Below are 22181 nucleotides of genomic sequence, written 5' to 3' on the forward strand. Positions count from 1 at the left end.
TGTTGCCGGTGGAATGCCGCGAGGTTTCAGAGCCTCGTCTTTCGTTCGAATCTACAAGACAGGTGGCTTGGCCAGCCAACCGCTTCATGGTTTCGGTGACTGCACCGGGTGGGGCCGCTGAGCGTTCACTAAGCCCAACGGCGTTAACAAGACATGAACAGCTTGACGGAGGACAGGGCCGGAGCCCGCTCCCCGAGCAACGAATGACCGATTTCGCAGAAGAGGCCAACCATGGACTTCCTTCGCCCCGCCAGCTGGGAGGAGGCGCTCGCCGCTAAGGCCGAGCACCCCACCGCTGTGCCCATCGCGGGCGGCACGGACGTGATGGTCGAGATCAACTTCGACCACCGCCGCCCCGAGTACCTGCTCGACCTGAACCGTATCGGTGATCTGAGCGAGTGGGAGGTCGGAGAGAAGACCGTACGCCTGGGCGCCTCCGTTCCCTACACGCAGATCATGGAGAACCTGCGGGCCGAGTTGCCGGGCCTGGCCCTGGCGTCGCACACGGTGGCCTCCCCGCAGATCCGCAACCGCGGCGGCGTCGGCGGCAACCTCGGCACCGCCTCCCCGGCCGGCGACGCGCACCCCGCGCTGCTCGCCGCCGGCTGCGAGGTCGAGGTCGAGTCCGTACGCGGGCGCCGCATGATCCCGATCGACGACTTCTACCTCGGCGTCAAGCGCAACGCGCTGGAGCCCGACGAGCTGATCCGCGCGGTGCATCTGCCCAAGGCCGACGGACCGCAGCAGTTCTCCAAGGTCGGCACCCGCAACGCCATGGTCATCGCGGTCTGCGCGTTCGGCATCGCGCTGCACCCCGAGACCCGTACGGTGCGCACCGGCATCGGCTCGGCCGCGCCCACCCCCGTACGGGCCCGCGAGGCGGAGGACTTCCTCGCCGCGGCGCTGGAGGAGGGCGGCTTCTGGGAGTCCGGCGCCCCGATCCCGCCGTCCGTCGCCAAGCAGTTCGCGCAGCTCGCCTCCGGTGCCTGCAACCCGATCGACGATGTGCGCGGCAGCGCCAAGTACCGCCGGCACGCGGTCGGCATCATGGCGCGCCGCACCCTCGGCTGGACCTGGGAGTCCTTCCGCGGAAACGAGAGGAGCGCACAGTGCGCGTGACATTCACCGTCAACGGCCGCCGCCAGGAGGCCGACGACGTCTGGGAAGGCGAGAGCCTGCTGTACGTCCTCCGCGAGCGGATGGGCCTGCCGGGTTCGAAGAACGCCTGTGAGCAGGGCGAGTGCGGTTCTTGTACGGTCCGCCTGGACGGTGTGCCGGTGTGCTCCTGCCTCGTCGCCGCCGGTCAGGTCGAGGGTCGCGAGGTGGTGACCGTCGAGGGTCTGGCGGACTTCGCCAAGCAGCGTGCTGAGCACGGGGGCTGCGGCACCGGTGCGTGCGGCACCACGCTCCAGGACGCCCAGCAGTGGCAGGCCAAGCCCGCCGACTCCCAGACCGGCGAGGGCGCCGAACTCTCCCCGATCCAGCAGGCGTTCATCGACGCGGGTGCCGTCCAGTGCGGTTTCTGCACCCCGGGTCTGCTGGTCGCGGCCGACGAGATGCTGGAGCGCAACCCGCAGCCGACCGACGCGGACATCCGCGAGGCGCTGTCCGGCAACCTCTGCCGCTGCACCGGTTACGAGAAGATCCTGGACGCCGTCCGTCTCGCGGCCGCGCGCCAGGACCGTCACGAAGAGGCGGTCTGACCATGGCTGTGAATCCACGGGTCGCCACCGCTCCGGCGACCGGTACCCCCACCAAGATCACCCAGGGCTCCCAGACCAAGGGCGGCATCGGCGAGTCGACGCTGCGCCCCGACGGCACCCTGAAGGTCACCGGCGAGTTCGCGTACTCCTCGGACATGTGGCACGAGGACATGCTGTGGGGCTTCACGCTCCGCTCCACCGTCGCGCACGCCGAGATCGTCTCCATCGACACCTCCGAGGCGCTCGCCCAGTCCGGCGTCTACGCGGTCCTGACGTACGACGACCTGCCGACCTCGATCAAGAACTACGGCCTGGAGATCCAGGACACCCCGGTGCTCGCGCACGGCAGGGTCCGCCACCACGGTGAGCCGGTGGCCCTCGTCGCGGCCGACCACCCGGAGACGGCGCGCCGCGCGGCCGCCAAGATCAAGATCGAGTACAGGGAGCTGCCCGTCGTCACCGACGAGGCATCCGCGACCGCCGAGGGCGCGCCGCTGCTCCACGAGGGCCGCGACGACCACCACGCCGGGCACGTCCCGCACCCCAACATCGTCCACCGTCAGCCGATCATCCGCGGCAGCGCCGACGAGGCCGCCAAGAAGGCCGATGTCATCGTCTCCGGCGAGTATGTCTTCGGCATGCAGGACCAGGCATTCCTCGGCCCGGAGTCCGGCCTCGCGGTGCCCGCCGAGGACGGCGGGGTGGACCTCTACGTCGCCACCCAGTGGCTGCACTCCGATCTGCGCCAGATCGCCCCGGTCCTCGGCCTGCCCGAGGACAAGGTGCGGATGACGCTCTCCGGCGTCGGCGGCGCGTTCGGCGGCCGCGAGGACCTGTCGATGCAGATCCACGCCTGCCTGCTCGCACTGCGCACGAACAAGCCGGTCAAGATCGTCTACAACCGCTTCGAGTCCTTCTTCGGGCACGTCCACCGGCACCCGGCGAAGCTCTGGTACGAGCACGGCGCCACCAAGGACGGCAAGATCACGCACATGAAGTGCCGGATCGTGCTGGACGGCGGTGCCTACGCCTCCGCGTCCCCGGCCGTGGTCGGCAACGCCGCCTCGCTGGCGGTCGGCCCGTACGTGATCGACGACGTCGACATCGAGGCCGTCGCGCTCTACACCAACAACCCGCCCTGCGGCGCGATGCGCGGCTTCGGCGCGGTCCAGGCGTGCTTCGCCTACGAGGCGCAGATGGACAAGCTCGCCGCCAAGCTGGACATGGACCCGGTCGAGCTGCGCCAGCTCAACGCCATGGAGCAGGGCACGATCATGCCCACCGGGCAGCCGGTCGACTCGCCGGCCCCGGTCGCCGAGATCCTGCGCCGCGTCAAGGCCCGCCCGCTGCCGCCCGAGCGCCAGTGGGAGTCCAGCGAGGGCGCCGACGTCCGCCAGCTGCCCGGCGGCCTGTCCAACACCACCCACGGCGAGGGCGTCGTACGCGGCGTCGGCTACGCGGTCGGCATCAAGAACGTCGGCTTCTCCGAGGGCTTCGACGACTACTCCACCGCCAAGGTGCGCATGGAGGTCATCGGCGGTGAGCCGGTCGCCACCGTGCACACCGCGATGGCGGAGGTCGGCCAGGGCGGTGTCACCGTCCACGCGCAGATCGCCCGCACGGAGCTGGGCGTCACGCAGGTGACGATCCACCCCGCCGACACCCAGGTGGGCAGCGCCGGTTCGACGTCCGCGTCGCGTCAGACCTACGTCACCGGCGGTGCCGTCAAGCACTCCTGCGAGCTGGTCCGCGAGAAGGTCCTGGAGATCGGCCGCCGCAAGATGGGCACCTACCACCCGGCGTGGGCCACCGCCGAACTCCTCCTGGAGGGCGGCAAGGTCGTCACCGACGGCGGCGAGGTCCTGGCCGACCTGGTGGACGTGCTCGAAGGCGAGAGCGTCGAGATCGAGGCCGAGTGGCGCCACCGGCCCACCGAGGCATTCGACCTGGTCACCGGCCAGGGCAACGGCCACGTCCAGTACTCCTTCGCGGCCCACCGCGCGGTCGTGGAGGTGGACACCGAGCTCGGCCTGGTCAAGGTCATCGAGCTGGCCGTCGCCCAGGACGTCGGCAAGGCGCTCAACCCGCTGTCCGTCGTCGGCCAGATCCAGGGTGGTACCACCCAGGGCCTGGGCGTGGCGGTCATGGAGGAGATCATCGTCGACCCCAAGACCGCGAAGGTGCGCAACCCCTCCTTCACGGACTACCTGATCCCCACGATTCTCGACACCCCGACCATCCCGGTCGATGTGCTCGAACTCGCCGACGAGCACGCCCCCTACGGGCTGCGCGGCATCGGCGAGGCCCCGACCCTGTCGTCCACCCCGGCCGTCCTCGCGGCGATCCGGAACGCGACCGGGCTGGAGCTCAACAAGACGCCGGTGCGTCCCGAACACCTCACCGGCACATAAGAGCTGTCCGGGGGGCGATCCCCCCGGACCCCGGCCTCCGGGCGGTGCACGTCAGGGGTGTCCCTGTCCGTCCTCCTCCGCGTACCGCCCGGAGCCCCACCCCGCACCACGCAGTCGCTGCTGTCCCCACCAGCCAGCACCCGTTCGTCTCGGGCCGTCCCCCGGGTCGTGCAGCCTCAGATCCATCCCAAATCTCGCATCCCCCCTCGCGAGTGCCCCTGTGAACCTTGGGAGTTAGGCACCATGACCCAGCAGTCCACTGAGCCGAGGACCACGGCGGAAGACGCGGGCGAAGGCTCGCGTCAGCCCGCCGGCCGGTCCTGGCTCGACCGGTACTTCCACATCTCCGACAGAGGATCCACCGTCGGCCGCGAGGTGCGTGGCGGAGTCACCACCTTCATGGCGATGGCGTACATCGTCCTCCTCAACCCGGTCATCCTGACCACGACCAAGGACATCACCGGCGCCACGCTCAACGCCGACCAGGTGACCACGGCGACCGCGCTGGCCGCCGCCGTCACCACGATCGTCATGGGCATCCTGGGCAATGTGCCCCTGGCGCTCGCCGCCGGCCTCAGCGTCTCCGCGGTGATGTCGTTCCAGGTCGCCCCGCAGATGACCTGGGACAACGCCTGGGCGATGTGCATCATCTACGGCGGCGTGATCGTACTGCTGGTCGTCACCGGCCTGCGTGAACTGATCATGAACGCCATCCCCTTGCCGCTCAAGCACGCGATCACGATGGGCATCGGCCTGTTCGTCTGCCTGATCGGCCTGGTCCAGGCGGGCTTCGTCACCTCCATGCCCGGCCCGGGCGGCCTCGCCGGTGCCAAGCCGATCCAGCTCGGCACCGCCGACATGCTCACCGGCTGGCCCGTGCTGTGCTTCGCCTTCACCGTCCTGCTGATCTTCCTGCTGCAGGTCCGCAAGGTCCCCGGCGCGATCCTCATCGGCATCGTCGGCGGTACGGTCTTCGCCGCGCTCGTCCACCAGTTCGCCGGGCTGAGCGTCAAGGACTGGGGCGGCCGCAACGCCCCGGTGATCTCCGGTTCCGTCGTCTCCACCCCCGACTTCGGACTGCTGGGCCATGTCTCCTTCAGCGGCCTGGGCAACGTCGGCGGGATCACCATCGGCGTCATCGTCTTTACGCTGGTGCTGGCCGGCTTCTTCGACGCCATGGGCACGATCATCGGCATCGGCCAGCAGGCCAACCTCGCCGACAAGGACGGCAAGATGCCGGGCCTGAACAAGGCCCTGGCCATCGACGGCGCCGGCGGTATGGTCGGCGGTCTGACCGGCGCCTCGGGCCAGACCGTGTTCGTCGAGTCCACCGCGGGCGTCGGCGACGGCGCGCGCACCGGCTTCGCCAGCGTCATCACCGGTCTGGGCTTCGCGCTCTGCCTGTTCTTCACCCCATTGGCGCAGGTCATCCCCACTCAGGTGGCGGCCGCCGCTCTGGTGGTGATCGGCTCGATGATGCTGACCAACGCCAAGCACATCAACTGGGACGACCCGGCGACCTCCATCCCGGTGTTCCTGACGACGGTCCTGATGCCGTTCACGTACTCCATCACCGCGGGCATCGCGGCCGGCGTCATCGCGCATGTCGCGATCAAGGCCGTCCAGGGCAAGTGGCGCGAGCCCGGCTGGCTGATGTGGGTGCTCTCCCTGGTGTTCCTGGCCTACTTCTCGCTCAACCCGATCGAGAGCTGGCTGGGAGTGCACCACTGACCCGCCCCTCCACCCATCCGTAATCCGTAAGGAGACCGACATGCTGGACATCGCCGAAGAGCTGCACCGGTGGGTCGAGCAGGGCCGCGAGTTCGCGGTGGCCACCGTGGTGGCCACCAACGGCAGCGCACCCCGCCAGCCCGGAGCCGCCCTCGCCGTCGACGCCGACGGTACGGCGATCGGGTCGGTCTCCGGAGGATGCGTGGAGGGCGCGGTCTACGAACTGTGCCAGGAAGCGCTGCGGACCGGTGAGCCGGTTCTGGAGCGCTTCGGGTACAGCGACGAGGATGCCTTCGCCGTCGGCCTGACCTGCGGCGGCATCATCGACATCCTCGTCCAGCCGGTACGCGCGAGCGTCCCGCGCCCCGCAGGCGACAGCGGCGGCGCGGGCAAGCCGGTGGACGGCACCGCCGACCCGCTCGCCGCCGCGCTGGCCGCCGCCGCGTCGGGGGAGGCGGCCGCGCTCGCCCGGGTCGTCCAGGGCCCCGCCGAGCTGCTCGGCCGAGCCCTGCTCGTCCGCCCCGACGGCGGCCACACCGGCACCCTGGGCGGCCACCCGGGGCTCGACCACACCGTGGTCGAGGAGACCCGCGCCCTGCTCGACGCCGGGCGCACCACCACCCTGGAGATCGGCGCCGAGGGATCGCGCTGCGGCAGCCCCGTCGTCCTCCTCGTCGAATCCTCCGTGCCCGCGCCCCGGATGATCGTCTTCGGCGCCATCGACTTCGCCTCCGCCCTGGTCAAGGTCGGCAAGTTCCTCAACTACCACGTCACGGTCTGCGACGCCCGGCCCGTCTTCGCCACCCGGACCCGCTTCCCGGACGCCGACGAGATCGTCGTCGACTGGCCGCACCGCTATCTGGACTCGCAGGAACTCGACGCCCGTACGGTGCTGTGCGTGCTCACCCACGACGCCAAGTTCGACGTCCCCCTGCTGGAGCGCGCCCTCAGACTTCCGGTCGCCTACGTCGGCGCCATGGGCTCGCGCCGCACCCACCTCGACCGTCAGCAGCGGCTGCGCGACGTCGGCCTGAGCGAGCTGGAGGTCAACCGCCTGCGCTCGCCCATAGGACTCGACCTCGGCGCGCGCACCCCCGAGGAGACCGCCCTGTCCATCGCCGCCGAGATCGTCGCCAACCGCCGCGGCGGCACCGGCGCTCCGCTGACCGGCGCCCACACTCCCATCCACCACGACACGGCCCGGCCGGTGGGGCGGATCGGGTCGGTGGCCTGAGGGCCTCAGGGGGTGTCTCTGCGCTCTCCGTGGGCCTGCGACGCTCCCCCAGCCAACGCCCCCTTGCGGACGGTACCTGTCCGCAAGGGCCGTTACCTTCGTCGTCATGACGCAGCGTCGCACCTCCCCCCTGCTCACCGCCCGCGCCCTCGGCCGGGCCACCCTGGACCGCCAACTCCTGCTCCGCCGCAGCGAGATGGGGGTGCTCGACGCCGTGGAGCGGCTGCTCGGACTCCAGGCTCAGGCGCCGCGCCCGCCGTACCACGCACTGGCCGCCCGGCTGGCCGGCTTCCGGCCGCAGCAGCTGTCCGACCTCCTCCAGACCCGGCAGGCCGTCCGCATCTCCGCGATGCGCTCCACCATCCACCTGCTCAGCGCCCGCGACGCCCGGCTGCTGCGCCCGCTCCACCAGCCCGTGCACGACCGGGTCCTGCGCGGCAACTTCGCCCGGCAGCTGGCCGGCGTCGACCTGGACCGGCTGGCGGGCCTCGCCCGCACGCTCGTCGAGCGGCAGCCGCTGACGTTCCAGGAGCTGGGGGAGCGGCTCCGGGAGGAGTGGCCGGGGCACGAGGGCCGGTCGCTGGCCACCGCCGCCCGCCAACTGCTCCCCCTGGTCCAGGTCACCCCGCGCGGTCTGTGGGGGCAGGCCGGCCGGGCGGCGCACACCACCCTCGACCACTGGCTGGCCACCGCGCCGGGACCGGCGCCCGCCGACCCCGATCCGCAACGGGACCTGCCCGCCGTCCTCCTGCGCTACCTCGCCGCATTCGGCCCGGCCTCCGTCAAGGACATCCAGACCTGGTGCGGACTGACCCGGCTCCGCGAGGTGATCGAACCGCTGCGGCCGCGTCTGCGCACCTTCCGCGACGAGCACGGCGTCGAACTCCTCGACCTGCCCGACGCACCGCTGCCGGACCCGGACACCGAGGCGCCGGTCCGCTTCCTGCCGGAGTTCGACAACGTCGCGCTCTCGCACGCCGACCGCACCCGCATCCTCGCCCCCGAGTACCAGGGCCGCACCTGGGACCGCAATGTGGCCTACCGCGTCCTCCTCGTCGACGGCACCATCCGCGGGCTGTGGCGGATCGACACGGCGGGCGACACCGCATGGCTGACCGTCGAGCCCTTCGACACGCTCACCCGCCCCGAGCGGGCCGCGGTGGAGGACGAGGCGGCCGGCGTACTGCGGATGACCTCCCCGGAAGCCACCCACGACCTCCGCTACGGCCAGGTCGCCCGGGGCGGGGGAGGGACGTGAAAAAACCGGATGAACCTCCCGGCGCACCGGGTTAGCGTCCCCCGGTGACCAGTGACGACCACCCCCACGCCGCCACGGACATCCGGGACATCCCCGAGTCCGACCTCGACCAGGCCCTGGACCTGGCCTACCTCGCCTTCCACTTGAAGCCGGCCGACAAGACCCGCCGGCACCACCACGACCTGCTGCGGGAGTGCGCCCGGGTCGGGGCGTACGACGGCGGGTCGCTGGCGGGCATGGCCGGTGCGCACCGCCTGACCCTCTCCGTCCCCGGCGGTCGACTCCCCTGCGCAGCGGTCGACTTCGTCTCCGTCGCGCCCACGCACCGCCGCCGCGGCGTGCTCACCTCGATGCTGGCCGGGCTCTGGCGCCGCTGCGCCGACGAGGGCCGGCCGATCGCCTGCCTCTGGGCGTCCGAGAGCGCCATCTACGGCCGCTTCGGCTTCGGCGCCGCGACCGAGGCGTACTCCGTCGAGATCGACTCGTCCCGGCCTCTGGCGCTGCGCCTCGCGCCCGACGCCCGCCCGCTGCGGCTGATCGACCCGGCCGAGGCGGCCGAGGTGCTCGCGCCGCGCTATGACGCGACCCTGCCCCACCGCGCCGGCCGGTTCACCCGCGACCGCACGTGGTGGCGCAACGAGGTGCTGGACCTCGACGGCGCCCGCGGCGCCGAGGACCTGGACGGCTTCGGCGCCCTGCGGGTGGTCGTGCTGGGCGCGCCCGGAGAGGTGCCCGGCGGCTACGCGGTCTACCGCACCCGCGGGCCGGGGGACAACCGTCCCGGGGCGGTCCGTGTCGACGAGCTGGAAGCGGAGAGCGCACCGGCCGCCGCGGCCCTGTGGTCCTACCTGTGCTCCATCGACCTCACCACGAAGGTGCAGATCGACGCCCGCCCCGCCGACGACCCGCTGCTCCACCTCGTCGCCGACCGCGACCAGGTACGCGTCACCGGCCAGGAACCGTCCCTGTGGGTCCGGCTGGTGGACGTCCGCGCCGCCCTGACCGCCCGCTCCTGGGCGTCCCCCGTCGACCTGGTCATCGACCTCGCCGACGCCGAGCTGCCCGCCAACGCCGGCCGCTTCCGGCTGACCGCGGGACCGGGCCGCGCCACGACCTGGACCGCCACCGCCGACGCCCCCGATCTCGCCCTGGACGTCAGGGAGTTGGCCGCCTGCTACCTGGGCGGCAGCCCGCTGCGGCGGTTCGTGCACGCCGGTCTGGCCACCGAGCACACCCCGGACGCGGTCCGCCGGCTGGACGCGGCGCTGGAGACCGAGTGGCTGCCGTTCACGGGGGAGAACCGCTGATCCGCCGACGGCGCGCCGCAGGAGGCTCGCGCCGCACGAGGACCAGGGCCCGTGCGGCCGCCCGCCGGGAAACCGGTTGCCCGGCGAGCGGCCGCCCGGCGAGGACAGCCCTTAGGGCCGCGGCGCCAGTGCCGCCATCACCAGCACGTCGTGCCATTCGCCGTCCCAGTGGAGCGCCTCGCGCATCCGGCCCTCCACCGCGAAGCCGCACTTCTCGTACGCCTGCTGGGCCCGCGTGTTGAAGGCGAAGACCTCCAGCTGGACGCGGTGCAGGCCGACGCGCTCGAAGGCGTAGTCCAGGAGCAGACGGGTCGCCTCGCTGCCGAGGCCGCGGCCGGTGGCCTCCGCGGCGAGGGCGATACGGAAGCTGCCGAGCGCGTTGTCCCGGTCGATCTGGCTCAGCGCGAGGTCGCCCAGGTACGCACCGGTCTCCCGGTCCTCGATGGCCAGATCGAGGCGGTCCGCGCGCTCCGCGGCCCCGGCGCACCAGTCCTGAAGCTCAGCCAGCGTCCAGTCGCGGTGCGTGCCGGTCAGCCGGCGGGTCTCGGCGTCCAGGAAGGTGGCGTGGAAGGCGTCCGCATGCCGGGGGGCGAGCGGCGCGAGCCGGATCCGGTCACCTATGAGGACCGGCTTCTCGGAGAGTGCGCGGGCATCGATCATGGGGGCATGATGGCGAGGCCGCGGGACCTGCGGCAACCGAATTGACCAGCTGGAAGAGCCGGCCGGGAAGGGGAGGGCGTGGAGCTGCGGCAGGTGCGGTACTTCGTCACGGTCGCACAGGAACTGCACTTCGGGCGGGCGGCGGAGCGGCTGCACATCGTGCAGTCGGCGGTGAGTCAGCAGATCCGCCGGCTGGAGCGCGAGTTGCAGACCGAGCTGTTCGACCGCTCCTCGCGCCAGGTGCGGCTGACGCCCGTCGGCGAGCGGTTCCTGCCCGAGGCGCGGGCGCTGCTGGCCGCCGAGGAGCGGGCCCGTGCCGTCGTGGTGGAACTGACCGCCGGCCGCGCCCGCACCCTGCGCCTGGGGACGAGCACGGGCCTGGGCGCCCATCTGGACCGGGTGCTCGACACCCTTGCCGGTCTCGCCCCGGAGGTCGGGGTGGAGCTGGTGTCCGCACGGGCCCGGCAGCGGCTCGACCAGGTGGCCGCCCGCGAGTTGGACGCGGCGTTCCTGCGCGGCGATCCGGACGGCGCCGGCCGCGAGGGCCTGAGCTTCGTCCCGCTGTGGCAGGACCCGCTGGTCGCGGTCGTCCCGGCCCGCCACCCGCTCGCCGCCCGGCCCGGCACGATCGCGCTCACCGACTTGGCGGCCGTCCCGCTGGTGCTGACCGAGCGGCGCAACAACCGTGCCCTGGTCGACCTGGTCGTCAACGCCTGCCACGAGGCCGGCTTCGTCCCCGTACCGGGCCCCCGGTACGGGTCCCTGGACGACACCCTCACCGCGATCGGCGCGCCCGGCGGCCCGGAGCACGGCCTGTGGACCGTCGTCTACGCCTCGCACGCCGCCCGGCTGAGCATCCCCAGGGTCGCCTTCCTCCCGTTCCGCAACCCGGGCATGGAGCTCACGACCTACCTGGCGGTGCGCCGCAGCGATCCGCCCTCCGGGCTGGACCTGCTGCTGCGGGCCTGCGCGGGGACGGACCGCGCCCAGGGCGCCCGCTGAAGGCCGGATCAGCCGGGGCCGGGCCTGTTCGCAAGGCCGCGGGACCGCGGGACCGCGGGACCGCGGGGCCGTGGGATCACAGCCCCGCAGGACCCGCCCCCCGACCGCTCGACCGCTCGATCGCGATCGGTGATCGCTGTGTGCGCGATCCGCTTCTTGGTCCCGCGCCGGGTTCGCGATGGACTGATGGACATGCCGGTCAAGCACCGGAAGTCCTTGTCCGAAAAGGGAGTTCAGCCATGCCGATCGTCACCGTCCAGCAGGGTCCGCGCAGCGTCGAGCTGAAGCGGGAGCTGGTCAAGCAGATCACCGACGCGTTCGTGGACGCGTACAAGATTCCCGCCGAGACCGTGCAGGTCTGGATCCAGGAGGTGCCCACCGACAGCTGGGGCGCGGCGGGCACGCTGACCGCCGACAAGTAGGACGTCGCGGCGGGGCCGGCCTGGAGGAGGGCCGGCCCACCGCACGCGGGGGCAAAGACACCCCCGAGGGGCGCCGAACGCCCCGGCGGACCGCTGGCCGGCCGAAGCCGGGACAGCGCCGCGCACACCTGCACCGCATCGTCCGGCGAACCCTCCGCCACCGACCCGAGCCGCCCGCAGAAACCTCCGCTTCCGCCCATTCGGGGACCGTCTGACCTCTGACCGACGCGGAAGCCGACGTTTCACCTGCTGGCGGCTGCGGCAACTGACAGACTCCCCATTCCAGACTCCACCTTCCACCTTCCAGACGTGGTTGTTCCGGATACAGGAGAGAACGCATGCGGACACCGATGACGATCGCGGACTTCCTCGACCGCGCCGAACTGGGCTTCCGCGACAGCCCAGGAGTGATCGACGAGCCGTATCAGCCCGCGCGACCGGTCCCCGTGTCGACGTACGGGCGGTTCGGGGAACGGGTACGTGCGTGGCAGGCCGGTCTGGATGCGCTCGGGATCGGTGAGGGCGAGCGCGTGGCGGTGGTCGGCCACAACTCCGCGCGCCTGCTGGAGTTGCTGTTCGCGGTGCCCATGAGCGGCCGCATCTGCGTGCCGGTGAACTTCCGCCTCAAGCCCGACGAAGTCGACTACGTGGTCCGGCAGAGCGGCGCCTCGGTCCTCCTCGTCGACTCCGAACTGGACGACGCCCTCTCCGGCGTCAAGGCGCGCCACCGCTTCGTCCTCGGCGAGCAGACCGACACCGAGCTGATGCGGTTCGGCGTCGAGCCGCGTCCTTGGTCCCACCCGGACGAGGACGCCACCGCGACCATCAACTACACCTCGGGCACGACCGCCCGGCCCAAGGGCGTGCAGCTGACCCACCGCAACATCTGGGTCAACGGCCTGACCTTCGGCCTGCACACGCGGGCGTGGGAGCGCGATGTGTACCTGCACACGCTGCCGATGTTCCACTGCAACGGCTGGGGCATGCCGTACGTGATGGCGGGCCTGGGCGCGAAGCAGGTGGTGCTGCGCAAGGTCGACGGTACGGAGATCCTGCGGCGGGTCGACGAGCACGGCGTCACGCTCATGTGCGGCGCGCCGGCCGTGTGGAACATGGTGCTCGACGCGGCGGCGTCGTGGGCGGGCGAGATCCCGGGCCGCGACCGTGTGCGCATCGTCTGCGCGGGAGCTCCGCCTCCGACCAGGACCATCCAACGCGTGGAGGAGGAACTCGGCTGGGAGTTCACCCAGCTCTACGGCCTCACCGAGACCTCCCCCTTCCTCACCTTCAACCGCACCCGACCGGCCGACGCGGACCTTCCCGCCGAGGAACGGGCGCGCAAGCTGTCCCGCGCCGGACTGCCCGGACTCGGGGTGAAGCTGCGGGTCTCCGAGTCCGGTGAGGTCCTGGCCCGCTCGAACACGGTGCTCGACGGGTACTGGGAAAAGCCGGAGGAGACCCAGGAGGCCCTTGAGGACGGCTGGTTCCACACCGGCGACGGCGGCACCCTGGACGACGCCGACGGCCACCTCACGATCTCGGACCGCAAGAAGGACGTGATCATCACCGGCGGTGAGAACGTGTCGTCCATCGAGGTGGAAGACACCATCTTCAGCCACCCGGCGGTCGCCGAGGTCGCCGTCATCGGCGTGCCGCACGAGAAATGGGGCGAGACCATCAAGGCCCTCGTGGTCCTCGCCGAGGGCGCGACGGCGCAGGAGCCCGACATCATCGCCCACTGCAAGCAGCGCCTGGCCGGTTACAAGGCACCCACGTCGGTCGAGTTCCGCGACACGATCCCCCGCACCGCCACCGGCAAAATCCAGAAGTTCAAGCTCCGCCAGCCGTACTGGGCCGGCCGTGACCGGGGAGTCAACTGAGCATCCGTGAAGTCCTGGCCCCCCAACAAGCGCATCCGGCGGCTGGAGTTCGCCGACCTGCCGAAGACCGTCCCGGACAGATCCGCCGTATCGAACCGCGCGAGCGCACCGCGCAGGGCGACGGCAGTGCCGAGTACTTGGAGGAGAAGCACCGATGAGCCCGTCGCACCAGGAGCTGTCGTACGCCAGCGGGGCCGCCGAGCGGCCGCTGCTGGGGCACACCATCGGCGCCGACCTGGCCCGCACCATCGCCCGGTTCGGCGAGCGCGAGGCGCTGGTGGAGGTGGCGAGCGGCCGCCGCTGGACCTATACCGAACTGGGCCGCGCCGTCGACGAGGTGGCCCTCGGCCTGCTCGCCAAGGGGGTCGGCAAGGGCGACCGGGTCGGTATCTGGGCGCCCAACTGCGCCGAATGGGTCCTCGTCCAGTACGCCGCCGCCAAGATCGGCGCGATCCTCGTCAACGTCAACCCGGCATACCGGGTGCACGAGTTGGCCTACGTCCTCCAGCAGGCCGGTATCACCGTCCTGGTCTCCGCGATCCACCACAAGACCAGCGACTACCGCCGGATGATCGAGCAGGTGCGCGCCGAGAGCCCGGCCCTGCGCGATGTGGTCTACATCGGCGACCCGACCTGGGGCGGGCTGCTGGCCGCCGGCGCGGCCGTCCCGCACACCCGGCTCGCCGAGTGCGAACGGACCCTGACCGCCGACGACCCGGTCAACATCCAGTACACCTCGGGCACCACCGGCTTCCCCAAGGGCGCCACCCTCTCGCACCACAACATCCTCAACAACGGCTACTGGGTCGCCGAGACCCTCGCCTACACCGAGCACGACCGGGTGTGCCTGCCGGTGCCCTTCTACCACTGCTTCGGCATGGTGATGGGCAACCTCGGCATCACCTCGCACGGCGCCTGCATCGTCATCCCGGCCCCGGCCTTCGACGCCGCCACCACCCTGCGGACCGTCCAGGACGAGCGCTGCACCTCCCTCTACGGCGTCCCCACCATGTTCATCGCCGAGCTCAACCACCCCGACTTCGGCTCCTACGACCTCTCCTCGCTCCGCACGGGCATCATGGCGGGCTCGCCGTGCCCGGAGGAGGTGATGAAGCGGGTGGTCGGCGAGATGCACATGGCCGAGGTGTCCATCTGCTACGGCATGACCGAGACCTCGCCGGTGTCCACCCAGACCCGCCGCGACGACGACCTGGAGCACCGCACCGCCACGGTCGGACGGGTGCTGCCGCACATCGAGGTCAAGGTGGTCGACCCGGCGAGCGGGGTGACCGTGCCCCGCGGCACGCCCGGCGAGCTGTGCACCCGCGGCTACAGCGTGATGCTCGGCTACTGGGAGGAGGCCGAGCGCACCGCCGAGGTCATCGACGCCGCGCGCTGGATGCACACCGGCGACCTCGCGGTGATGAACGACGACGGCTACGTCCGGATTGTCGGCCGCATCAAGGACATGATCATCAGGGGCGGCGAGAACGTCTACCCGCGCGAGATCGAGGAGTTCCTCTACTCCCATCCCAAGATCGCCGACGTCCAGGTCGTCGGCGTCCCCGACGGCAAATACGGCGAGGAGATCGCCGCCTGTGTGATCCTCCGCGACCCCGAGGACTCCCTCACCCGCGACGAGTTGGCCCGCTACTGCCGCTCCCGGCTCGCCCACTACAAGGTGCCGCGGTACCTGGAGATCCTCGACGCGTTCCCGATGACCGTCAGCGGCAAGGTGCGCAAGGTCGAGCTGCGCGAGCGGCTCGCCGAGGAGCTGGGGAGGGTACCGCGATGAGGCGCGGGCGGTGCGGTGCGCCGGTTCACCGCACCGCCGGTTTCGGCACGTAGCCCAGATCGACCGGCCCGGGGCCCGCGGCCCGGCCGCGCCACGGGGCCAGCAGACCGGGCAGCCGCGGAGGCCACAGGGCGTCCGCGGTCCCGGCCGGCTCGGCCGGGCTCCACCACCGCCACGCCAGGATCCGGTCGTCCGCATGCGCCGCGGCCACCCCGCGGCCACCCCCGCGGCCGGTTCTCTGCGCGGCCCGTGGGCGCGGACGGCCGGACGGCAGGCCGCCGCGATCGATTGTCAGACCCACCCGGCAAGATGAAGGGGTGCACGGACAGCGGGAAAGCGCCGCTGGGCACGAACCACGGGGAAGCGGGGACGAGACGATGACCGAGAGCGTGGCGGAGCTGGCGCGGCGGCTCAGGGGCGCGGACACCGGCGACTGGACACCGCAGGGGGCACGGGCGCTGGTCGCCGGGCTCGGCTGGACCTGGCAGGACTCCGGCGCGGGGCCGGTCATCGGCACGGGGCGCGCGGAGGGCGACGCCCGGCTGCGCCCGGTCGGCTCGATCGAGGAGCGCTACGCCGGCAGCAGGACGTATCTCGAACTCGCCGTGCCGGTAAGGCCCGCCGAGCCGGACGCGGTCAGTCAGGCCGCCGCCTTCCGCGCGGTGCGCGAGGAGCTGACCGCGGCGCTCGGCCAGCCGTCGATCATGGGCGGCTACGGCGAAATGGGGCCGTTCTACGACTCCGGGCCGCTGTGGGGCACCCCGTTCGTGCGCTGGCGCGACCGGCCCGACACCCTGGAACTCCGCGCCACGAGGACCGGCCCCGAGCTGATCCTCCAGCCCACCGACCCGGTGGAGAACTGCTTCTGGCGCCAGGGCGTCGGCGAGGAGCACTCCGTCACCGGCTTCTTCGGCAGCCGCAACGACCCGTCCAACGCGGGGCTGGGCTTCCCCGGCGGCTGGTACGCCCAGAGCTGGGAGACGGTGACCAGGGCGCTCGCCGACTTCCTGGACACCCTGCCGGCCGAGACGACCGCGCTCGGCACGTCCCTGGCCATGCCGGTCTACGGGCGGCTGGCCGAGGGCGGCGCCCCGATCCTCTTCGACATCACCTGCCAGGACCGGCTCTCGCTGGGCTGCTTCGCGCCGGACGCCGCGGACCCGGCGGCCCTGGGATGGGGCACGGTCGCAGAGCATCCCGGTACCGGGGAGCTGTGGCCGGACGGCGATGACCCGCGTTGGCGTATCGACGCCGGCGGCCCCGGCGAGCCCAAGGGCCGGGCGCTGGCCGAGACGCTGGTGGCCACGGCACAGGCCGTGGGGGTGCGCACGCCCGCCGACCTGATAGTCGGCGGCGAGGCCACCTACATGGGCGGTTACCACGTCACGTTCTACGGCCTGGGGCTGAAGACCGGGTAAGGGCCGGTCAGGGCCGGCTGGGGTCCGCCCGCAGGGCCCTCCGCCCCAGCACGCCCGCGGCCGCTCGCTCCAGTCCGCCGCACAGCGCTGCCGCTCAGCGCTGCCGCCGCCCACCCGCCGCTCAGCGCTGCCGCTCTCCCGGCCAGTCGAGCAGCAGCCGCTGGGCGCGGGGCAGCGAGGCCACCACGAGGTCGTAGGAGTCCTCGATCATGTCGAGGACCAACCGGTCGGTAAGGGAGCCGTCCAGGGACACCGTGTTCCAGTGCCGCTTGTTGAGGTGATAGCCCGGCACCACCTCAGGGTGCGCCGCGCGCAGCCGTTCGGCCAGCTCGGGCTCGCACTTGAGGCTCACGGTCAGCGGCAGATCCGTCAGCGTGGAGAGCGCGAAGATCTTGCCGCCGACCTTGAAGGTCGACACGTCCGGATGCCGCGGGAAGGGGAACTCCTCGGTCGCTCCGTTGAAGTCCAGACAGGCGGCACGGAGCGCACTCGCGTTGATCATCCCGCCAATATAGGCGGCACCCCCGGCGACCTGATCAGCCGTCACCTCGTCCCGTCCTCCGGCACCGGCCGGTCGGCCGCGCGCCGCATACACACCCGTGGCCAGCGATCCAGGCCGAGGGCCGCCTCCTGGGCGCGAACGGCCCGCAGGCCGGGCGTGAGTTCGGCGTCGGCCAGCCTTCGAAAGCCGATCCGCTCGTAGTACGGCGCGTTCCACGGCACCTCGGTGAACGTGGTCAGCGTCAACGCGAACGGACCGCCGGCCCGCTCCGCCCGGTCGATGAGCCGGCGGCCGATGCCGCGGCGGGCGTGGTCCGGATGCACCGAGACCTGCTCGATATGGGTGGCCCCGTCGACCGGTTCCCACAGCAGATAGCCGACCGGCAGACCGCCGTCGTATGCGGCCAGCAGCCGCCCGGCGCGCCGGTACTCGGCCAGCTGGGCCAACGGGGGCGGCTCGTCGTCCGCGACGGGGGCCATGTCCAGCGCCCGGAACGCCTCCCCGGCGGCCCGTTCGACGTCGCGCAGCACGGGAAGTTCGGCGGCGGCGGGTATGTCGATGATCACCGGGCCAGTGTCGCCGGTTCCGCCCGGCGCGGCGACCGGATTTCCGGAGGCCCGGCGAGGGCGCAACGGGGCTCCGCGGACCGGCGGCGGTGCGACGCGGGACCGCGGGCGGGCTTCACCGTCCTGTCGCGCCGTACTTGATCAGTTCGTCGGCCGGGTCGTTGACCGGCTGCGGAGTGCCCGTGAGGTCCATGACGAACAGCGGGATATGCAGATCGTCGGCGCGGGCCCGGGCATCGCGGGCGTAGCCGGCGAGGGAGAAGAAGACCGCGATGGCCGAGTCGTTGAGGCCGTTGAGCCAGACGCATTCGATCTCGCGGAGCTTGGTGGAGCGGGTCGAGGGGTCGACCTGGGCGACGACGCCGGTGCCGCGCAGATCCACGCCGGAGGCGGTGCGCTCCTGGGTCCGGGCGACATCGGCGTAGCCCAGCCACTTCAGATACTGCTCGGCGGCGGTGACGCAGTCGCGGGCCGTCCGGATCGTGACCGGGCGGAAGGCGGGCCGCAGGACGGCGCACGGGGTGTCGGTGTCCGTGGCCGAGGCCGGTGCGGACGTGGGCACGGGCCTGCCGGGCGAGGGGAAGTTCGGCGGCGGCGGGGTCGGCGCCGGGACCACCGGGACCCGGACGACCGTCCCGCAGGCGCAGCCGTACTCCGGCGCCGGCCACTCGTCCTGCCGGCCGCAGACCTCGCAGCGCACCTCGACCCAGGAGGACTGCCAGGTGCGGTGGAGTATCTCGACGGGCACACCGCCGCGGAGCACGGGCATGGTCAGCGGGGCACCGCAGGCACACGGGAAGGTGGGCGGGGTGAAGGCGTTCTCGCGGCGGCACGTGGGGCACCGCACCGGCACGCTGTCGGCCATGGTCGGCTCCTGGCGGGTTGGGACGGCAGACGGGTCGATTCTGCTGCGGACCCATCGTCTCTCCAAAGTCGGCCGCCGGGGGACGAATTCCGGTGACAGTGCCAGGTCGCAGAGAGAAAGGTGAGGGGAGCCAAGGGCGCACGCGGGGCGCACGGCGGGCGCACACCGCCGGCATCCGGCGCTCCGGGCACGCCGGGACCGCGCCGCGTCCTACCGCATCCCCGACGACGCACAGGACCGACGACACACAGGACCGACGACGCACCGGCCCCACGACGCACAGGGCCCGGAATCCGTGACCGTACGGATTCCAGGCCCTGTGCAGTGGTTCCCGTCCGACAGCGCGAGGGTTGGGCGCGACAGGACATCGCACCGCCGGACGGAGTCTGTGGGGGAGGAGGCGGGCTCCGCGGTGGGGGAGATGGCTCGCCCTCCCTATTGGGCGAGCACGGCCACCGCACTGGGATCTCCCCGCATACCGCGGAGCTCGCGCTACCTCTCCGTGCCGGCCGACCACCCCTCAACGGGCCGGCCGGCACGGATGCGCAAGGGAACTGACCTCCCGTCAGCCCTGGCGCAGCTCGTGGCGCGCGGATCAGTCCTCGCGCAGCTCGCGGACCTTGGCCTCGACGCGCTTGCCGTAGTCAGGGTCGGCGGCGTGGAAGTGCGCGAGGTTCTTCTCGATCACATCGTCCCGGCCGACCTGGGAGAGACCGCCGGCGATGTTGTCCACCAGGCGCTTCTTCTCGTCCTCCGACATCAGGCGGTAGAGCTCACCGGCCTGGAAGAAGTCGTCGTCCTTGGTGTGCGCCGGGGCCTCGTGGGTGCCGGTGTAGCCGGAGACGGCGAGCGGGGCGGAGAGCGCCTCGTTCGTCTGGACCGGGCCGCCGTAGGAGTTCGGCTCGTAGTTCTTGGCGTGCCGGTCGTAGCCGTTGGCCGCCATGAGGCCGTCCCGGCCGTAGTTGTTGGCCGTGGTCGCCTTGGGGGCGTTCACCGGCAGCTGGGTGTGGTTGACGCCCAGCCGGTAGCGGTGCGCGTCGGCGTAGGCGAACAGCCGGCCCTGGAGCATCTTGTCCGGGGACGGGCCGATGCCGGGCACGAAGTTGTTCGGCGAGAACGCCGACTGCTCGACCTCGGCGAAGACGTTGTCGGGGTTGCGGTCCAGGACCAGGCGGCCGACCCGCTGCAGCGGGTAGTCGGCGTGCGGCCACACCTTCGTCAGGTCGAACGGGTTGAAGCGGTAGTTCGCCGCCTCGGCCGCCGGCATGATCTGCACGTACAGGGTCCAGGAGGGGTACACGCCCCGCTCGATGGACTGCAGCAGGTCGGTCTGGTGGCTGTTGGGGTCCTTGCCCGCCAGCTCGGCGCCCTGCTCGCTGCTCAGGCTGCGGATGCCCTGGTTCGTCTTGAAGTGGTACTTGACGAAGAATGCCTCGCCCTTGGCGTTCGTCCACTGGTAGGTGTGCGAGCCGTAGCCGTTCATGTGGCGGTAGGACGCCGGGATGCCGCGGTCGCCCATGAGCCAGGTGATCTGGTGGGTGGCCTCCGGGGCGTGCGCCCAGAAGTCCCAGACGTTGTCCGGCTCCTGCTTGCCCGTGAAGGGGTCGCGCTTCTGCGAGTGGATGAAGTCGGGGAACTTGATCGGGTCCTTGATGAAGAACACCGGGGTGTTGTTGCCGACGAGGTCGTAGTTGCCCTCTTCGGTGTAGAACTTCAGGGCGAAGCCGCGCGGGTCGCGGGCCGCGTCCGGGCCGCCGAGGTTGTCGGCGACGGTCGAGAAGCGGATGAACGTCTCGGTCCGCTTGCCGACGGTGCTCAGGAAGTCGGCCCGGGTGAAGCCGGTGACGTCGTCGGTCACCTCGAAGTAGCCGTACGCGCCGGAGCCACGGGCGTGCACGACACGCTCCGGGATGCGCTCGCGGTTGAAGCGCGCGAGCTTCTCCAGCAGATGCTGGTCCTGGAGGATGATCGGGCCGCCGACGCCGGCGGTGGCGGAGTTCTGGTTGTCGGCGACGGGGGCGCCAGCCTCCGTAGTGAGAAAGCGCGCCGTCAGCGTGGGCTTCGACATGGTGACCTTCCGTACGAGAGCGCGGAAGTTGGCTTCCGCATGTCGGAGCGTAAGAACAGCTCCGACCAAACGTCAACAGTTTGTTGAAACAAACCTGGGTGGGTGTGCGGGTGGGTATTCCGGGCGGCGGCCGCGCCTGGGCGCGACAGGACAGGTGTCGGCGCGGCCACCGCCCGGAAGCGGGTGGGAAGCCCTACGCGGCCCGGACCTCGATGAGGACCGGCCGCCGCGTGGAGACGGCTTCCTTGCGGGCCCACTCGGCCGCCGAGCGCAGCTCCGCCGGATCGAGGACGTCGCGGCCCGCACAGCCGTACGCCTCGGCGAGCTTCACGTGGTCGGTGAAGTCGGCCTCGCGGTCGAGTGGGGTGAGCATGATCAGTACGAACGGCACCTCGTACCGGACCGCGGCCGCCAGCTCCTCGGCCATGTACGGCAGGCTCTGGCCGTCGACGACCGCCACGACCTCGGCATCCGGCTCGCCCCGGGAGTCCAGCGCCTTGCGGGCGCCGATCGCGGCGGGCACCTCCCAGCCGGGAGGACCGCTGCGGGCGTAGCCGCCGGCCGAGCCGCTGATGACGTACGGGTCCGGTCCGAAGAGTCCGGCGATCTCCGCCAGGGCCCCGGACACCGGGGCACGCGGGCCGCCGAGGTCCGCCGGGGCGGGCAGGCGCGACGTCGTACCGCGTACGGATCCGGCCCCCGAGGGCCGCGGGCCGGTCCCGGCGCCGCGCTCGGCGTCATACGCGATCTCCGTCCCGGCCAGATCGGCCGGGACATCGATCAGGACCGGTCCGGGGCGGCCCTCCCGTGCGATGCGGAAGGCCTCGCGAAAGGCCCCCGGGATCCGCTCGGGATCCACGATCCGCTCGGCGCGCTTGGTGACCGGACCGGCCAGCCGGAGCAGATCCGGCGGCCGGAACGCCGTGTGGCGCAGCGGGCCGGTCTCCGTCCGGCCGGTGATGCAGACCAGGGGGACGGCGTCCTGCTGGGCCGCGTACAGGCCGGTGACCAGCCGCGCCGCCCCCGGGCCCGCGGGTACCGCGGCGACACCGGCCCGCTCGTTGGTACGGGTCCAGCCGTACGCCATGTGTGCGGCCGCCTCTTCGCGGCGCACCGGCAGATGCCCGATACCGCCGACCTCCTCCATCGCTGCGTACAGCGGGTGGAGGGCGGCGCCGGGGCAGCCGAAGGCGATGTCGACGCCCTCGTCCTTCATGATCTGGACTGCCGCCCGTATGGCGGGGATCCGCTGCGCCGCCATGACTCAGCTTTCGGTGGTGTGTCCGGAGAGGCGTTCGACGCCGCGCAGGAGGGCGGAGTGGTCCAGGCCGCCGTCGCCTTGTGCGCGCAGGGAGGCGA

At 71.9% G+C, this 22181-nt stretch carries 19 protein-coding genes and 1 pseudogene; 12 read left to right on the forward strand and 8 right to left on the reverse strand.

The features are described 5' to 3' along the window. Positions 1-231 precede the first annotated feature (231 nt). The 7 genes from ACZ4NB_RS34095 (at position 232) to ACZ4NB_RS34125 (ending at position 9644) form a co-directional block, all read left to right on the forward strand. Entirely contained in the window at positions 232-1119 is an 888-nt protein-coding gene (locus ACZ4NB_RS34095) for an FAD binding domain-containing protein (RefSeq protein WP_467666909.1), read from the forward strand. After that, entirely contained in the window at positions 1110-1703 is a 594-nt protein-coding gene (locus tag ACZ4NB_RS34100) for a (2Fe-2S)-binding protein (RefSeq protein WP_467666910.1), read from the forward strand. Before ACZ4NB_RS34095 ends, ACZ4NB_RS34100 begins: the two co-directional genes overlap by 10 nt. 2 nt (positions 1704-1705) lie before the next feature. Beyond that, on the forward strand, positions 1706-4114 hold the full coding sequence (locus tag ACZ4NB_RS34105; protein ID WP_467666911.1) for a xanthine dehydrogenase family protein molybdopterin-binding subunit: 2409 nt from the start codon (positions 1706-1708) through the stop codon (positions 4112-4114). Between the two features lie 243 nt (positions 4115-4357). Then, positions 4358-5845 (forward strand): NCS2 family permease, encoded by a 1488-nt coding sequence (locus ACZ4NB_RS34110; protein WP_467666912.1) that lies wholly within the window; start codon positions 4358-4360, stop codon positions 5843-5845. Positions 5846-5885: 40 nt separating this feature from the next. Beyond that, entirely contained in the window at positions 5886-7079 is a 1194-nt protein-coding gene (locus ACZ4NB_RS34115; protein WP_467666913.1) for an XdhC family protein, read from the forward strand. 106 nt (positions 7080-7185) lie between these two features. Beyond that, positions 7186-8337: a winged helix DNA-binding domain-containing protein gene (locus tag ACZ4NB_RS34120; RefSeq protein WP_467666914.1), complete on the forward strand. Its 1152-nt coding sequence runs from the start codon at positions 7186-7188 to the stop codon at positions 8335-8337. A 44-nt stretch (positions 8338-8381) separates the two neighbouring features. Then, positions 8382-9644, forward strand: coding sequence for a GNAT family N-acetyltransferase (locus tag ACZ4NB_RS34125; RefSeq protein ID WP_467666915.1), 1263 nt, complete (start codon positions 8382-8384; stop codon positions 9642-9644). Between the two features lie 111 nt (positions 9645-9755). Here ACZ4NB_RS34125 and ACZ4NB_RS34130 read toward each other — a convergent pair whose 3' ends face one another. Next, entirely contained in the window at positions 9756-10304 is a 549-nt protein-coding gene (locus ACZ4NB_RS34130) for a GNAT family N-acetyltransferase (protein WP_467666916.1), read from the reverse strand. Between the two features lie 78 nt (positions 10305-10382). Between ACZ4NB_RS34130 and ACZ4NB_RS34135 the strand changes: the two genes are divergently transcribed. The 4 genes from ACZ4NB_RS34135 (at position 10383) to ACZ4NB_RS34150 (ending at position 15403) form a co-directional block, all read left to right on the forward strand. Next, on the forward strand, positions 10383-11306 hold the full coding sequence (locus ACZ4NB_RS34135) for a LysR family transcriptional regulator (protein WP_467666917.1): 924 nt from the start codon (positions 10383-10385) through the stop codon (positions 11304-11306). Between the two features lie 239 nt (positions 11307-11545). Further along, positions 11546-11728, forward strand: a complete 183-nt coding sequence (dmpI, locus tag ACZ4NB_RS34140) for a 4-oxalocrotonate tautomerase DmpI (protein ID WP_393500510.1) — start codon at positions 11546-11548, stop codon at positions 11726-11728. A 338-nt stretch (positions 11729-12066) separates the two neighbouring features. Then, positions 12067-13608 carry an AMP-binding protein gene (locus ACZ4NB_RS34145; RefSeq protein WP_467666918.1) on the forward strand — a complete coding sequence of 514 codons (1542 nt, stop codon included), beginning with the start codon at positions 12067-12069 and terminating at the stop codon, positions 13606-13608. 154 nt (positions 13609-13762) lie between these two features. Continuing rightward, positions 13763-15403 (forward strand): AMP-binding protein, encoded by a 1641-nt coding sequence (locus ACZ4NB_RS34150; RefSeq protein WP_467666919.1) that lies wholly within the window; start codon positions 13763-13765, stop codon positions 15401-15403. A gap of 25 nt (positions 15404-15428) precedes the next feature. Here ACZ4NB_RS34150 and ACZ4NB_RS34155 read toward each other — a convergent pair whose 3' ends face one another. Continuing rightward, complete coding sequence (locus ACZ4NB_RS34155; protein ID WP_467666920.1) at positions 15429-15614, reverse strand: hypothetical protein; 186 nt, start codon at positions 15612-15614, stop codon at positions 15429-15431. Between the two features lie 166 nt (positions 15615-15780). Here ACZ4NB_RS34155 and ACZ4NB_RS34160 point away from each other — a divergent pair, with 166 nt between their 5' ends. After that, positions 15781-16821: a hypothetical protein gene (locus ACZ4NB_RS34160; RefSeq protein WP_467666921.1), complete on the forward strand. Its 1041-nt coding sequence runs from the start codon at positions 15781-15783 to the stop codon at positions 16819-16821. A gap of 121 nt (positions 16822-16942) precedes the next feature. Here ACZ4NB_RS34160 and ACZ4NB_RS34165 read toward each other — a convergent pair whose 3' ends face one another. The 6 genes and pseudogenes from ACZ4NB_RS34165 to ACZ4NB_RS34190 form a co-directional block, all read right to left on the reverse strand. After that, positions 16943-17323 carry an MmcQ/YjbR family DNA-binding protein gene (locus ACZ4NB_RS34165; RefSeq protein ID WP_467666922.1) on the reverse strand — a complete coding sequence of 127 codons (381 nt, stop codon included), beginning with the start codon at positions 17321-17323 and terminating at the stop codon, positions 16943-16945. Between the two features lie 41 nt (positions 17324-17364). Beyond that, a complete protein-coding gene (locus tag ACZ4NB_RS34170; protein ID WP_467666923.1) occupies positions 17365-17889 on the reverse strand; it encodes a GNAT family N-acetyltransferase in 525 nt (174 codons plus the stop codon). 115 nt (positions 17890-18004) lie between these two features. Further along, positions 18005-18754, reverse strand: a complete 750-nt coding sequence (locus ACZ4NB_RS34175; RefSeq protein WP_467666924.1) for a hypothetical protein — start codon at positions 18752-18754, stop codon at positions 18005-18007. Between the two features lie 595 nt (positions 18755-19349). After that, positions 19350-20807: a catalase gene (locus tag ACZ4NB_RS34180; protein WP_467666928.1), complete on the reverse strand. Its 1458-nt coding sequence runs from the start codon at positions 20805-20807 to the stop codon at positions 19350-19352. A gap of 208 nt (positions 20808-21015) precedes the next feature. Then, a complete protein-coding gene (locus tag ACZ4NB_RS34185; RefSeq protein ID WP_467666925.1) occupies positions 21016-22083 on the reverse strand; it encodes a thiamine pyrophosphate-binding protein in 1068 nt (355 codons plus the stop codon). A gap of 3 nt (positions 22084-22086) precedes the next feature. Next, positions 22087-22181 (reverse strand): annotated as a pseudogene (locus tag ACZ4NB_RS34190) (2-hydroxy-3-oxopropionate reductase); the annotation flags it as partial.

The organism is Streptomyces sp. NPDC026575 (genome assembly GCF_055567415.1).